Source organism: Idiomarina tyrosinivorans (assembly GCF_003987475.1).
Taxonomy (GTDB): Bacteria; Pseudomonadota; Gammaproteobacteria; order Enterobacterales; family Alteromonadaceae; genus Idiomarina; species Idiomarina tyrosinivorans.
Genome location: NZ_PIQH01000001.1, coordinates 354,655 through 368,819, shown reverse-complemented (window position 1 = coordinate 368,819; position 14,165 = coordinate 354,655). Strand labels below are relative to the sequence as shown.

General features: G+C 50.5%; 10 protein-coding genes. 5 read left to right on the top strand and 5 right to left on the bottom strand.

The features are described from left to right. The first annotated feature begins 10 nt into the window (after positions 1 to 10). Both CWI84_RS01775 and asnB read left to right on the top strand, forming a co-directional pair. Positions 11 to 1,078 carry an aspartate/ornithine carbamoyltransferase family protein gene (locus CWI84_RS01775; RefSeq protein ID WP_126840854.1) on the top strand — a complete coding sequence of 356 codons (1,068 nt, stop codon included), beginning with the start codon at positions 11 to 13 and terminating at the stop codon, positions 1,076 to 1,078. 18 nt (positions 1,079 to 1,096) lie between these two features. Then, on the top strand, positions 1,097 to 3,112 hold the full coding sequence (gene asnB, locus CWI84_RS01770) for an asparagine synthase (glutamine-hydrolyzing) (RefSeq protein WP_126840853.1): 2,016 nt from the start codon (positions 1,097 to 1,099) through the stop codon (positions 3,110 to 3,112). 786 nt (positions 3,113 to 3,898) lie between these two features. Here asnB and msrB read toward each other — a convergent pair. The 5 genes from msrB to CWI84_RS01745 all read right to left on the bottom strand — a co-directional run bounded on the left by msrB (position 3,899) and on the right by CWI84_RS01745 (position 10,913). Beyond that, complete coding sequence (msrB, locus tag CWI84_RS01765) at positions 3,899 to 5,044, bottom strand: peptide-methionine (R)-S-oxide reductase MsrB (RefSeq protein ID WP_126840852.1); 1,146 nt, start codon at positions 5,042 to 5,044, stop codon at positions 3,899 to 3,901. Positions 5,045 to 5,124: 80 nt separating this feature from the next. Continuing rightward, a complete protein-coding gene (locus tag CWI84_RS01760) occupies positions 5,125 to 5,607 on the bottom strand; it encodes a MarR family winged helix-turn-helix transcriptional regulator (protein ID WP_126840851.1) in 483 nt (160 codons plus the stop codon). Between the two features lie 26 nt (positions 5,608 to 5,633). Further along, on the bottom strand, positions 5,634 to 6,731 hold the full coding sequence (locus CWI84_RS01755; RefSeq protein ID WP_126840850.1) for a CsiV family protein: 1,098 nt from the start codon (positions 6,729 to 6,731) through the stop codon (positions 5,634 to 5,636). Positions 6,732 to 6,753: 22 nt separating this feature from the next. Continuing rightward, a complete protein-coding gene (gene mfd, locus CWI84_RS01750; RefSeq protein WP_126840849.1) occupies positions 6,754 to 10,236 on the bottom strand; it encodes a transcription-repair coupling factor in 3,483 nt (1,160 codons plus the stop codon). Positions 10,237 to 10,307: 71 nt separating this feature from the next. Then, positions 10,308 to 10,913: a PilZ domain-containing protein gene (locus CWI84_RS01745; RefSeq protein ID WP_126840848.1), complete on the bottom strand. Its 606-nt coding sequence runs from the start codon at positions 10,911 to 10,913 to the stop codon at positions 10,308 to 10,310. An 89-nt stretch (positions 10,914 to 11,002) separates the two neighbouring features. Between CWI84_RS01745 and CWI84_RS01740 the strand changes: the two genes are divergently transcribed. The 3 genes from CWI84_RS01740 to CWI84_RS01730 are packed head-to-tail and all read left to right on the top strand — an operon-like array spanning position 11,003 to position 14,161. Next, positions 11,003 to 12,235, top strand: coding sequence for a lipoprotein-releasing ABC transporter permease subunit (locus tag CWI84_RS01740; RefSeq protein WP_241968698.1), 1,233 nt, complete (start codon positions 11,003 to 11,005; stop codon positions 12,233 to 12,235). Next, positions 12,228 to 12,926: a lipoprotein-releasing ABC transporter ATP-binding protein LolD gene (lolD, locus tag CWI84_RS01735; RefSeq protein ID WP_126840847.1), complete on the top strand. Its 699-nt coding sequence runs from the start codon at positions 12,228 to 12,230 to the stop codon at positions 12,924 to 12,926. The genes CWI84_RS01740 and lolD overlap by 8 nt, the downstream gene beginning before the upstream one ends. Next, the gene (locus CWI84_RS01730) at positions 12,923 to 14,161 is read left to right on the top strand and encodes a lipoprotein-releasing ABC transporter permease subunit (protein ID WP_126840846.1); all 1,239 of its coding nucleotides are present in this window, start codon (positions 12,923 to 12,925) and stop codon (positions 14,159 to 14,161) included. The genes lolD and CWI84_RS01730 overlap by 4 nt, the downstream gene beginning before the upstream one ends. The last annotated feature ends 4 nt before the right edge of the window (positions 14,162 to 14,165 follow it).

Genomic DNA, 14,165 nt, shown 5'->3' with positions numbered 1-14,165 from the left:
TGGTAACTGTATGAACATAAAGGATGTATCGTTCGAGCGAGAGCGCCCCGATGTGTGTGGAGACGCCCACCCCAAGGCGCTATTAAGGGCTATTCAGGAAGATGGCGACTACTTGCTAAAGATTGCCAATCAGCACATTGTCTCGGCGGATCAGTTTTCCCGCGAAGGTATGCGCCAGTTGTTCCGGTTGGCGGCAAAATACGAAGCCAATCCGCGCCGTTTTAGTACGCCGCTACAAGGCAAAATTCTGATCAGCGCCTTTTACGAACCGAGTACCCGTACTCGGTTATCGTTTGAAAGTGCGTGGCACCGGCTTGGCGGCGATATTATGTCGATTACCGACCGTTCTACGACAGGTATTGCGAAAGGGGAGTGCTTGGCCGATGTTGCTGAAATGTTCAATAACTACGGCGACTGCGTGGTGTTGCGTGACAACAATGAAGATTCCTTGCACGAAATGATGGATTGCTTGCGGATACCTATTATTAACGCTGGCAACGGCGTTGATGAGCATCCTACACAAGCGCTCGCCGACATGTACGCCATTTTTAAATGGCGCCCCGATCTGGTGACTGACAGTAAAGACAAACAGAAAATTCGTATCGGGATTATTGGCGTACCTAACAAAATGCGCACCGTGCGTAGCTTTTTAAAGTGTTTGGTGCAATTTTCCGATGCCGTTTCGGAAGTGGTGATTATTCATGACGAAGCCGTTGCCGATTCACTGTTTGGTAACAACCAACGCGAACAACTCGAACGCGCTGGAATAAACGTCAGTACCAGTAACGATTTAGACAAAACACTGCCGAGCCTTGATGTGGTGTATATCAATGCCATTTCTTGGGAAGGCGATTCGTTCAATACCTATGGCAAAGCCTTTCATTTAACCGCGGCTTCACCGTTGAAATCGGATGCGATTATTTTGCACCCATTGGCTCGGGGCGAAGAACTCTCGACTGACCTCGACCACACCCACCACAATTGGTATTTCAGCCAGGCCCGCGGGGCAGTATTTTTAAGGATGGCATTACTCACTTGTATGGTTCAGCGTGCTGAACGCGTTATTGATGTAGTTTGACAGAGGGAAAAGCAAACGATGTGCGGAATTGCTGGAGTTTTTCATCATCAGTCCGAACAAGCGATTGATGCGCAAACCTTAGTGAATATGGCGGCCATCATGCACCATCGAGGTCCCGATGGTTTTGGCTATCAAATAAAGGATGCTCGAGGCGTAGGCTTTAGCCACGCGCGCTTATCTATTATCGACTTAGATGAAAACCGCGCTAGACAGCCGTTTTTGTCTGCCGACCAACGTCTAATGTTAGCTCACAACGGTGAATTCTATGATTTTAAGCGGATTAGAGCTGACCTGACTGCCCGTGGAGCCCGCTTTCGTACCAAAAGTGATTCCGAAATTGTACTGCACTTATATGAGCGCTATGGGTTAGATACCACCCTAAAGTCGCTGCGCGGTGAATTCGCTTTTTCGTTATACGACGAAAAAGAGGATAGCCTTTATTTAGTGCGAGATCGCTTTGGTATTAAACCGTTATATTGGACTGAGACCGCTAATGGCGTGGTGTTTGGTTCTGAGCTGAAAGTGTTATTTGCACACCCAGAGGTAAAGCGTGAGTTTTCTCCACAAGGTCTCTACCATCAACTGATTCAGGTTATGGTTCCTGGTTCAACGGCGTTTGAAGGCGTGCAACAAGTGCAACCCGGTTATGTGGTGAAGCTTAAGCGTGTCAATGGCAAACTGCAGATCAGTGAACATAAATATTGGGACGTGGACTTTCCGCTGGAGCATCAGCATGCGGGTGATGAAGCGGATGAACAAGCCTATATTGAAGGGGTAAGGGCGCAACTGTTGGAAGCCGTGCAACACCGCATGACGGCTGATGTGCCAGTCGGTTGCTACTTGTCTGGTGGTATAGATTCGTGCTCCATTCTTGGCTTAGCCGCAGCGTCTACGCAAACTTCAGTGAAAGCCTTTACCATCGGCTTTGACTCTGATGATTACGATGAAACGCCTATCGCGGTAGAGATGGCAGAAGCCACCCAAGCCGACCATCACATCATGCGGCTGAAAGCGAATGACCTCTATGACCACTTTGTGAAGACGCTCTGGCATACCGAACGCACCATATACAATACCCTGGGTGTGGCTAAATATCTGATGAGCCAACAAGTGAATCAGGCCGGCTACAAAGTGGTAATGACAGGCGAAGGTTCAGACGAATTGTTTGCCGGTTATCCGGCGTTTCGTAAGGATATGTTCTTGCATGGCTTAGACCATTTGCCAGAAGTCGAACGTTTAGAGTGGCAAGAGCTGTTAGAGAAGAATAATGCTTTGTTTAAGGGCGCGATGTTGGCACGCGAAGAGTTTGTCAGTGAGGCCTTTAATCAGAAAATGGGTTTCACCCCCAGTTGCGTGCAACCCTGGTTATCCTGTTCACCAATAGCCGAAAAGCTGATGGCACAAGGTATGCGGGATAAAGTCGCTGATTATGACCCCAGTGCCGCCATAGCCGATACCCTAGATGATACCATGCTGCGCGATCGCCATCCGTTAGATCGAGCGCAATATGTTTGGATTAAGACCATGTTAGAAGGTCAAATTTTAACCTGGGGCGGTGACCGAGTGGACATGGCAAACTCGATGGAAGCTCGTCCAGCATTCCTCGACCACCACCTCGCCGAGTATGCCTTTAAAGTGCCGCCACACCTGCGGATAAAGGGTAACAAAGAAAAGTACGTGCTCCGCGAAGCAATGAAAGGCTTGTTGCCAGAAACCCTTTATAAACGCGAAAAATTCGCCTTTATGGCACCGCCAGCGCATACCGATCCGGAAAAATGGAAAGCCGTCGAAAAACTCGCCGACCAATTCCTTAGCAAAGAAGCCGTCGAGCAAGCCGGATTATTGGATTACGACGAAGTTACTGCAACCTTCGCGCGACATAACGATGAACAAACGCCAGCAGAAGAACGAGTGCAGCTTGATGCCGTGATCAACCACCTATTAGGCGTACAAATACTGCATCACCACTTTGTTGCCACAGACGTCCCCGCAGATGCCCAAAAACGCGCCGACGAACTCGGCTGGCATGCCTAACAGCGGGCCTTTATGTGCCTGTCAATTCTTTACTGCGGCCCTAGGCTTGGGCTCGCGGCATCGTCAGGGTTGGGGAAAGCTCGGGGTGTGGGCGCTGGGGTGGTGAGTGCTCAGCGTCCCGCCGGTTCACGGTGTCTCCGGTAAAAAGACGCTCGAGCCATCCATGGCCGCTCAGTCTCTGGCCCTCCCTGGCCAGAGATGCTTTTTACCGGAGCCCCCGCGCCCCAACGACACGCCAATCAATATCGAGGAAAACGCGCCCACACCCCGAGCCAAATAGGTGCGGAGAAGCGATGCCGTCCTCCATCGCGGAAAGCCGCAGTAAAGAAGTACCAGCCTTTATCTATTAGCCGTTATCCACCAGCTTCAGGCAGCCTGCTTGGGGTTGGTTGTTCTCTGCCACGGCGCGCTCGGTGTTGCTTCGGCATCGCTTCTCCGTAGCCCTAAGCTTGGGGTGTAGGCGCGACTTCTCCCATATTTAATGCACAACGTTGGGGCGCGAAGCTGGGGAAAAAGTATCTCCGGCCATGGACGGCCGGAGACTAAGCGCCTCATGGATGAGCTCGAGCGGCTTTTTCCCCAGCTTCGTGAACCGGCGGGGTGCCGTGCAATGACCCTCTGAGCGCCTACACACCAAGCGCCCTCCAGCCCCTCACGATGCCGACGCGCCCAAGCTAAATCGCCGTGGTAGAGAACAACCAATCCCAAGCCTGCCGCGAACCCAAGCCTCCGGCCGCAGTAAAGAACTGGCAGCCTAGCGCTGTTCTTCGACGGCGCGGTAGGGGGCTATTGGGATTGTTTTACTTGGTCGATATACTCGCCGTAGCCTTTAGCTTTCATTTGCGCGAGAGGTATGAACTTCATTGCCGCTGAGTTCATGCAATAGCGTAACCCGGTTGGTTGAGGGCCGTCTTTGAATACGTGGCCTAGGTGGGAATCACCAATGCGGCTGCGAATCTCGGTACGGGTCACGAACCATGAGCTGTCTTCACGCTCGACAACCGCATTTGCGCTGATAGGGCGGGTGAAGCTTGGCCAGCCTGTGCCTGAGTGGTATTTATCGGCTGAAGAAAACAGCGGTTCGCCGGTTACTATGTCGACATAAATACCTGGCTTTTCATTATCCCAGTAGGGGTTATTGAAAGCGCGCTCGGTTTCACCTTCTTGGGTGACTTCGTACTGCAACGGCGTCAGCATTTCGCGGATCTTTTTATCGCTAGGTTTGGTGTACGTGTTGCCTTGCAAGTCGCTATCTGCTGCGCCGCTACTTGGCGCACTGTTTCCTAATGGGTTTTCATTGGTAAATTGCTGGTAGTCAACGTCTTGATCTTCGCCCCAGACTTCGTCTATGTAGTCCCAACGGCCGGAATTAAAGGTATACAGGTTATAGCGAACGGGATTCTTGCTGTAATAATTCTGGTGATAATCCTCTGCTGGATAAAAGGTGGTAAAGGGCTTTATTTCTAGCGTCAGTGGCTGGTCGTAACGTCCAGATTTTGCCATCGCCGCTTTTATGGTCTCGGCAATCTGTTGTTGTTCGGCATTGTGGTAAAAAATAGAGGGTCGGTATTGTGCGCCGCGGTCAACAAATTGGCCTTGGTTGTCAGTCGGATTGATTAACCGAAACAGCTTCTGCACTAGTGCGGCATAGCTGACAATTTGTGGGTCATAATGCACCTGAACTGACTCTTGATACTTGGTCGTACCCGATGAGACTAATTCATAGCTGGGGTTTGGCACTGTGCCGCCGGCGTAGCCAGAAATGACTTCGCTAACACCATCAAGCTCTTCGAAGCCTTCTTCAACACACCAGAAACATCCTCCGGCGAAGGTGGCAACGGCTTGTTGTTGGTCTTTTGCTGCCGCTTGCGGCGCGACAAGAGCGGCTAAACTTAGGGTTACGACCGCAGTTAAACAACGCATAACAGTCATAGCTTTTTCCTTTTACAGACAGGTTTATAGTAATAGACCCGTGCTGTGGAAAAAGATTACAAAAGGGTAAATTCTGGCCGTTAATTTTTGCTGCGAGTTTGGTAAGAGCCGACTTCCAATACTGGCGCTGCATCCAAGCGTTCGGCATCCATCATATTGGCAATACGTTGCATCGAGGACAGCAATTGAGACTGCTCCCAATCGTCCAATGCACAAAACTTTTCAATAAAGTGTTCCTGCAGAGGTTGTGGAGCGTTCTCAAGAAGCATTTGCCCCTGTTCTGTCAGATACAACGCAACGCGTCGTTTATCCTTATCGCTTCGGTGACGATGAATCAGCTCACGGTGTTCGAGCCGTTCGATAATGTTACTGACGGTGGCGGGGCTGAGCGTGATGTGTTGCGCTACGGCACTTGCAGTAATGCCTTCGGCAGCGGAAATCTCGCGCATGATCAATAACTGAGGGCCTGTCAGCCCAGCATACTTATTGAGCTGTTTGGAATACAGGTCGATGGCTCGTATAACCTTTCTCAGGGCAAGCAATAGCTCTTCGTATTTTTGCATTGTCGCTTTACCTCCAAGTGATGGGCTTAACGGCGCGCGGATAGGTCTGTGCGACGAATTTGTACGACAACTCCAAGTTTGGGGTGATCGAAATAATGGGTTTCGTGGCTTATCACTCGCCGTAACTGGTTAAAGTGGTACGCGCGTAAAAACGACTGCTGTTGATTGTCCTCGTTCAACAACTGCTCTGCCTGTTGTTGCAGGGTCACTGCAGCTTGGTCAGTGTGGACCGGTTCGCGCAGGTTGAAGTCGGTATCGATATGCAAATAATTACCGACTAAAAACACATGAATGAGGCCATCAAACTCCCACACCCGATCGGGCAACAACTCGGCACTGACGTTATCGGCTTGCGCTTGTTGTTCTTCACCCTCTGGCAGTTGTTTGAAGGCTTGTGGATGTAGTTTGAGTTTGCTGAGTAATTGCTCAACTTGTTCAACGCGGTGCTGAATGGGGTCAACAATCACCGGTTTATTGTTGGCTAAGGTCGAACTGACCTTGGGTAAGCCGCGATAGCGATACGACTGCGTATACTGCTTACCGGCAAATAGGCGGATTTTCCTACCGACATTACGACTAAAAACTGGTTGTCGCCAAGCTACGTGCAGCAATGGCTTTGCGTTATATGAGCGCTGCAAATTTTGCCGTAACTCGGTAAGTTGTAACGCGGATTTTGGTAGTAGAAAGGGTTGCTGCGCCATATTAATATCGCCGCCAGGTCCATCGATGACAACCGGCGTGCTCTGCATGCTATCCAACAGATTGGGTGGCGCAAAGGGGTTACCGGGAATCGTTAACAATGCATTTTCATCTTCGAAACGGCACGCGACGTCTAATTGTTGCCACGGCGGCTCAGAACAAATCGGTAAACCACTTTTTATCGCGCTGTAGTCATTAAGGTAGAATGCAGAAAGAAGATCGCGGCTATACTTGGTGGGAATATCAGTAACGGTCAGCGGAAAGCGTTCTTCAACGTCAACGTTAGGGTTTTGTTTAAACACTAACACTTCGACTTCAAACCAACGCCAATCATCGCTATTTGCCGTTGCCGTTAACGGGCCGAGGACTAAGCTCGTGAATCCGATAACCTTGATCCAATTGCGCAAGGTGTGCTTTGCGTTCATTCTGTTCCCTTTGCTCAACGCGTTATGCCGCGGTGGTAGTAAAATCTTCTAATAACGACTCTATCAGTTTTATCCGCGCTTGAGTATCTTCGATCTTGTCAACGATCCGTAAACGATTGGGACCGTCGAGTTTAAATCGCTGCGGCTCATTCTGTATGAGTTGAATCAATTGCTGAGGTTCAATTTTAGTCCGTTCTGCAAACTCAAAGGCTCCTCCTTGCGGTCCCAATTCGACTTTCGTAAGCCCTAATTGCTGCGCACGTTGGCGAATTTCAGCAATTTTTAACAGGTTTTTCGCGGCATCTGGGAGTAGACCGAAACGATCAATCATTTCTACATGGATATCTTCTAGTTGCTGTGGGGTTTCACAGTTGGCAATACGCTTGTACAGACTCAAGCGCAAGTTAACATCGTTTATATAGTTCTCAGGTAACAGGGCAGGAATCCGCAATTCCACTTCAGTCTGGCTTTGCAGCAAGTTATCTAAGCTCGGCTGACGTCCAGATTTCAATGCCGCAACCGCTTGCTCAAGCATCTCCATATACAAACTGAAGCCAATGGATTCAATTTGACCGCTTTGTTCATCGCCTAGCAGTTCGCCGGCACCGCGGATCTCTAGATCGTGAGTGGCTAACATAAAGCCAGCGCCTAAATCCTCTAATTGTGAAATCGCTTCCAGTCGCTTCGCCGCATCTTTGGTCATGCGTTTTGGGTGAGGCGTTAACATGTAAGCATAGGCTTGGTGATGTGAGCGTCCGACCCGACCGCGAAGTTGGTGCATCTGTGCCAATCCCAGATGGTCGGCACGATCCATGATGATGGTATTTGCCGAAGGAACATCAATCCCTGTCTCGATAATCGTGGTACAAACTAGCACATTAAAACGGCGGTGATAAAAGTCGCTCATGATTCGCTCTAGCTCACGCTCAGGCATTTGTCCGTGAGCAATAGCGACGCGCGCTTCCGGCACTAGCCGCTCAATGTCTTGCGCCGTTTTGTTGATGGTTTCAACGTTGTTGTGTAAAAAGTACACCTGACCGCCACGCAGTATTTCTCGTAAAATAGCCTCGCGTACTGTGGCATCGTCGTACTCGCGGACGAAGGTTTTTACTGCCAAACGCTTTGCCGGTGGCGTCGCAATAATCGATAAATCCCGAATATTGTTCATCGCCATGTTCAAGGTACGCGGTATTGGCGTGGCGGTGAGCGTTAAAATATCCACGCTGGCGCGCAAACGCTTGATCGCTTCTTTTTGTCTTACCCCAAAACGGTGCTCTTCGTCGACAATCAACAAACCTAAATTTTTTAGCACAATGTCTTTTTGCAACAGTTTGTGGGTACCGATAACGATATCGACGGTGCCGTCTTTTAAGCCCTCTAAAACCTGTTGCGTTTGTTTACTGGTGCGGAAGCGCGACAGCACTTCAACATTCACGGGGGCGTTGGCAAAACGGTCACGGAAATTCTCGTAGTGCTGTTGAGCTAGCAGTGTGGTTGGCACCAGCACTACCACTTGCTTATTGTCGTTAACGGCGACAAAGGCGGCGCGCATTGCCACTTCAGTTTTGCCAAAGCCAACATCACCGCAGACTAAGCGATCCATCGCCCGTGCGGCTTGCATATCCTCTAACACGGCATTAATGGCTTGTTGCTGATCGTCGGTTTCCTCGAACGGAAAGCTTGCTGCAAAGCGCTGATACTCATCGTTATCGAGTTTGAACGGGTAGCCGGGCTTGGCTTCGCGTTGGGCATAAACATCTAACAGTTCGGCGGCAACGTCGCGAACTTTTTCCGCCGCTTTGCGTTTGGCCTTTTCCCAACTGTCATTGCCCAATTTATGCAATGGCGCATGTTCTTGTTCGCCACCACTGTAACGACTCAGCACATGTAATGATGCTACCGGAACATATAACTTGGCGTCACCAGCGTAACTGATCGTCACATATTCGGTATCAATGCCGCCCGCGGATAACGTTTGTAAGCCTTGGTAACGACCCACGCCATGCTCAATATGCACCACCGGCTGACCGATTTGGAGCTCGGCTAAATTGCGAATAAGCGTTTCGTTACTAACCGTTTGCGTCTGTTTCCGCCGTCGTTGCTGAGAAACGCGATTACCGAGTAACTCCGTTTCGGTTATCACATGCAGTTTTTGTTTTGGCAGCGAGAACGAATTGACCACACGGCTAACGGTCATTGCTAACGGCATATCGGCGTTAAAAAATGCAGCTACGGTGTCAACGTTCTCAGCGATAAAGCCAATGCGTCCGAGCACCTCGCGCATGGCCTCGCGACGTCCCGGACTTTCGACGGTAAGCAAAACTCGCTGTTGTTGTTGCTCCGCTTGTTGTAGGAACTGCTGAAACTTTTTGAACGGTTGCTTGTGCTGGTGATCAGCGGCAATGCCGCTGATGGGACTGGTGGCAAAGACCTTTTCTCCCGGTTTAGCTTGTTGTTCCGTAACCCAGCAGCGGATTCGCCGATAGCGCTTAAATTGGCTGTGCATTACCTCGGCAGGGATGTACAGTTGCTGCGGCGGTAATAGCGGTCGCAAGCTGTCGTAGCGACGCAGTTCGTAGCGTTGGCTTATGTCTCGCCACAACTGCTCGAAGCTGCCTTGAATATTGCCTAATGTGACTAGTAGAGCATCTTCTGGGAGGTAGTCGAATAAGGTGGCTGTTTGCTCAAAAAATAACGGCAGATAATATTCAATGCCGCCCGGTAACTCGCCTTTGCTGACTTGTTGATAAATCGATTCCCTTGCCGTGTTAGCGTCGAACAGTTCACGGTAGCGTGCGCGAAATTGCTCTATCGCGGCTTGATGTGTTGGAAACTCGTGAGCCGGCAATAAGGCGATTTGCTGTTGCTGTTCAAGTGAGCGCTGGGTATCGGGGTCAAATGGCCGAATGGTGTCGATTTCATCGTCAAAGAAATCGATACGATACGGCTGCTGGCTGCCCATCGGGAATAAATCTAACAGTGAACCACGAGCGGTGAATTCGCCGTGTTCCATCACCTGATTTACGTGGCGATAACCGGCATGTTCTAATTGCTCACGTAACGCGGTAATGTCCAGCTTCTGGCCACAACGCAGGTGTAAACTTTGGGCGCTAACGTAGGCGGTAGGCGCCAATCGGTGCATCAAGGTGTTCAGCGATACAATCAGTGCGCCACGTGACGTATGTGGGAGCTTGGCCAGTAACTGCAGACGCTCAGAGACAATATCTTGATGCGGTGAGAAGGTATCGTACGGCAGGGTTTCCCAGTCCGGCAACACATGAATATCACGCGCCAATTCGGCGTCATCGGCACAGAAATCGAGCAGCTCTTGTTCTAGACGGGCGGCTTGGTTGGCATCTTGAGTCACGATAAGGCAGCGCCGTTGCTGCTGCTTTAATACATTGGCCAATGCCAAAGCGACGCTACTTCCTGCAAGGTTTTCCCAAGTTACATCTTGCGTCGCACTGCGCGGTAACGGTGGTTTAAATACCGAACTTTCTGCCATGCCTGCCTACACCTATGTCACTGCTAAAAACGGAGGCGGGCATTATAACGAATTTTTCGCGAAAAGGGCGGTTACTCTGGGTTTTCTTGATCGTGGCGGCGTTGTTCTGCGCGCTGTTTTAGCTGCCGAGATTGCTCATGCAGTGTGGCCCGCACCAATAACTCTAAGTCTTCTTCACGCAAGCGCCGAAACGCGAAGGTTAGTTGCTGTTGGCCTGCGTCCGCTGGCTCAGCGGCAATTACTTCGGCGTAGCAATATATCGCCAATTGCTCGGCTCGGAAAAACAGTTTACCGCGGCAAATTTGCCCCAGCTTAAACGACTGCTTACTGAGGATGCGAAAGCCACCGCCGCTATAGGCAACGCCATCAAAGCGCTGGCTGGCATCATCTTCATGGCGAAGTAAGTAGCCGAGCATGATGTTCAGGCGCTGGTTTTGGGTGTTAATTAACGCTAGTACCTGGCGCAGTTTGGGGTCGTCAAAATGGCTCGGCGCGCTATTGGCTTCGGCCTGCGCTAACTGCGACGTCATCACAAACAGTTCCGGAATTTCCTCGGCAAATGCTTCTTCGCTCGGCAGCGCATCATTAGCAACGGTAATCAGGTTAACCGGAAAAGGCTGGGCGATAGTGAAGTATTCACCAATAGCTGAGGTGTCGATAGCCGCAGAGTCGGTCATTGTTTTGTCCTTATTGTTGTCAGCCGTTGCTCAACTCATTATCCTTGCTCTTTAATATTTCGCAACCAGTGCCGGTAATAAACCTAATTATGATGTTCAGACCTGCAACGCTATTTATTGCCGCGCGCAGTAGCCGCTCCAAACACGGTGCGACATTCACCACCTTTATTCAACGTTTTTCGTTGTTCGGCATTGCTTTGGGGGTGATGGCATTAATTGTGGTAATTTCCGTAATGAACGGTTTTGAGGGGCAGTTAAAGTCGCGTATTCTCGGTGCCGTTCCGCATTTGAGTGTATCTAATCCCGATCCCCAGCAAGGCCTGGCTGACTGGCAACAGCAGGTTGCGACGTTGCCACCGCTTAGAGCACTGGCACAACCGCTGCCTTACGTGCGCAGCCAAGGTGTGATTCAACACCAAGGCAAACTGCAAGCGGTGATGATTCAGGGCATTGATCAAAGGCACGGTGGCGCAGGCCCTGCGTTAACTGACAGCTTAATTCGCGGCCAATGGGAAAGCCTCGAAGCCGGTGAATACCAGTTAATTATTGGCCAAGCATTAGCGATGCAGTTAGGGGTTCAGGTGGGGCAAAAAATTCGCTTGATTGCTGCCGCTGGCGGAATCTATACCCCATTTGGTTTGATGCCAGCACAGCGCCAATTCACCGTTGCGGGAATTTTTGCGTTAGGTTCGCAAGTCGATGAACACTTAGTTCTGACCAACATTACCGATGCAGCACGTTTACTGCGGCTTCCGGCAGGCCATGTCTCTGGCGTGCAATGGTTCCTTAACGACGCCTTCGATGCGCCACAACTGGCCAAACAGTTGGCACCGCACACCACGCTTAAGGTCAGTGATTGGCGGAGCGAATATGGTGAACTTTTTGCAGCCGTTGGCATGGAAAAGCGGATGATGTGGTTAATGCTTGGGCTGATCATTGCAGTAGCGGCTTTCAACAGTATTTCTGCGATGATGATGGTCGTCGGCGATAAGCGCCACGATATCGCAGTGCTGCAGACCATGGGCATGAATCAGCGCAGGATCCAACGGATGTTCCTGTTGCTCGGCACCATTAATGGTGTCGTCGGCACCTTGTTAGGATTAATTTTAGGGGTGTTGTTGAGTCTGTATTTAAATGACCTGATGCAATTGCTGGGGATTCATCTATTGCCCGGTACCGAGCAAGGATTACCGATTATTATTCAACCCCAGCAAGTGGCCGTTATTGTTGTCTCGGCACTGTTATTAACCCTACTAGCGACTTGGTATCCGGCCAGTCGAGCGGCTCACATTCAGCCAGCAGAGGCATTACGTTATGACTAAAGTTTTATTGGCTTGCGATAAGCTAGCCAAACGTTACCGCGATGGTTCTGGTGAAGTCCAGGTATTGCGCGATGTGTCGTTAGAGATTGCGGCGCAGAGTATGACGGCAATCGTTGGTAGTTCGGGCTCAGGAAAAAGTACGCTACTGCACTTACTGGGTGGTTTAGACCGCGCTTCTGCTGGTCATGTGAGTTACCAAGGTGACGCCATAGAACAGTGGAGTAACGACACTCTTGCTGATTGGCGTAATAAAAAATTAGGGTTTATTTACCAATTCCACCATTTATTACCTGAGTTTACTGCGCTAGAAAACGTCGCGATGCCTGCGCTTATTGCTGGAGACGCACCCAAACAAGCAGAACAACGAGCAATTGAACTGTTAGAGCAGGTCGGTTTGCCGCATCGCGCACAGCACCGTCCTTCAGAGTTGTCTGGCGGAGAGCGCCAGCGAGTGGCTATTGCCCGTGCATTTGTTAATCGTCCTGAAATTATTTTAGCGGATGAACCGACGGGTAACCTCGATGATGATACCGCGGCAACCGTTTATCAATTAATGTTGGATATGAACCAAGCGATGGGGACAGCATTTGTGGTTGTGACTCACGATAATTCGTTGGCGCAACGACTCCAGCGTGTGATTCGTTTACAGCATGGACAGTTAGTCGAAGATCGCGCTGGAGAAATGGCGTGAGTGTATTGTTCAGCTTAGCGCGGCGATTTCGCAAAAGCCGAACGCGCTCCGGTTATCTATCATTCATTTCGTCCTCGTCGATTGGCGGTATTGCACTTGGCTGCGCGGTGCTTATCACTGCCTTATCGATGATGAATGGCTTTGGCGATGTGCTTCAGCATCGGTTACTGCGGTTGGTGCCGCAGGTCAGTTTTGAGGCGGTCGATGGCCAGTTAGATGATTGGCAGAGTTTGGTTGCTGTGGCTGAACAGGATCCACAAGTGACTGCGGCGATGCCAAGCATCGAAATGACGGCAATGGCGCAGCAACAGCAACAGTTTTACGGTATGCAGATTCAGGGCTTGGATCCACAACGCGCCAACGCGGTAATGGGCTTGAGTGATTATGTCGATGCTGATACATGGCAACGTTTCCAACAACTGCCGAACAGCATCATTGTTGGTGCAGGATTAGCAGAGAGCCTGAATTTGCAAGCCGGCGACACCCTCACGCTAATGGTTGCAAAGCAAGGTCAACAGGCGTTTAAAGCGCCACAACGGCAGCACTTAACCGTTGCAGGAATCTTTCGCTTCGGCGGCCAAATAGATCACCAACAGGGTTATGTGAGTTTGGCAACGGCACAGCAGTTGGCCGGCCTAGGGCAGCAAGTGAGCCGTATTCAACTGGCAGTGACCGATGTTTTCGCCGCGCCGAGTATTGCGCGTCGGGTGGGAAACACGCTACCAGAATTTGTCTACATAAAACATTGGATGCAAACACAGGGGCACCTCTATCGGGATATTCAGTTGGTGCGTAGTGTGATTTATCTGGTGCTCATTTTGGTGATGGCGGTGGCCTGCTTCAACATCGTCTCAACCCTCGTGATGACGGTGCAAGAGAAACGCGCCTCGATTGCGATTTTAAAAACCATGGGCTTAAAAGACCGCCAAGTGCGCAGAGTGTTCATGCTGCAAGGATTGTTAAACGGTTGTTGGGGAACGGCTATTGGCATCGTTGCTGGTGCTATTCTGGCACTATCATTACCAGTACTGCTGCAGTGGGCTGAACAACTTTGGGGCTTCCATGTATTATCAGACGATGTCTATTTCGTCAGTGAAATCCCGTCGCGTTGGCAATGGCAAGACAGTCTATTGGTCGCCGTTGTCGCTTTATTGATGAGTTTGCTCGCCACCATTTACCCTGCGCAGCGTGCAGCCAAAGTCGCACCGGCTCAGGCATTGCATGAAAAAGGCTAGTGCG

Coding starts and splice junctions, on each gene's coding strand:
- CWI84_RS01775 (WP_126840854.1), top strand. CDS start 11: ATGAACATAAAGGATGTATCGTTCGAGCGAGAGCGCCCCGATGTGTGT.
- asnB (WP_126840853.1), top strand. CDS start 1,097: ATGTGCGGAATTGCTGGAGTTTTTCATCATCAGTCCGAACAAGCGATT.
- msrB (WP_126840852.1), bottom strand. CDS start 5,044: ATGACTGTTATGCGTTGTTTAACTGCGGTCGTAACCCTAAGTTTAGCC.
- CWI84_RS01760 (WP_126840851.1), bottom strand. CDS start 5,607: ATGCAAAAATACGAAGAGCTATTGCTTGCCCTGAGAAAGGTTATACGA.
- CWI84_RS01755 (WP_126840850.1), bottom strand. CDS start 6,731: ATGAACGCAAAGCACACCTTGCGCAATTGGATCAAGGTTATCGGATTC.
- mfd (WP_126840849.1), bottom strand. CDS start 10,236: ATGGCAGAAAGTTCGGTATTTAAACCACCGTTACCGCGCAGTGCGACG.
- CWI84_RS01745 (WP_126840848.1), bottom strand. CDS start 10,913: ATGACCGACTCTGCGGCTATCGACACCTCAGCTATTGGTGAATACTTC.
- CWI84_RS01740 (WP_241968698.1), top strand. CDS start 11,003: ATGATGTTCAGACCTGCAACGCTATTTATTGCCGCGCGCAGTAGCCGC.
- lolD (WP_126840847.1), top strand. CDS start 12,228: ATGACTAAAGTTTTATTGGCTTGCGATAAGCTAGCCAAACGTTACCGC.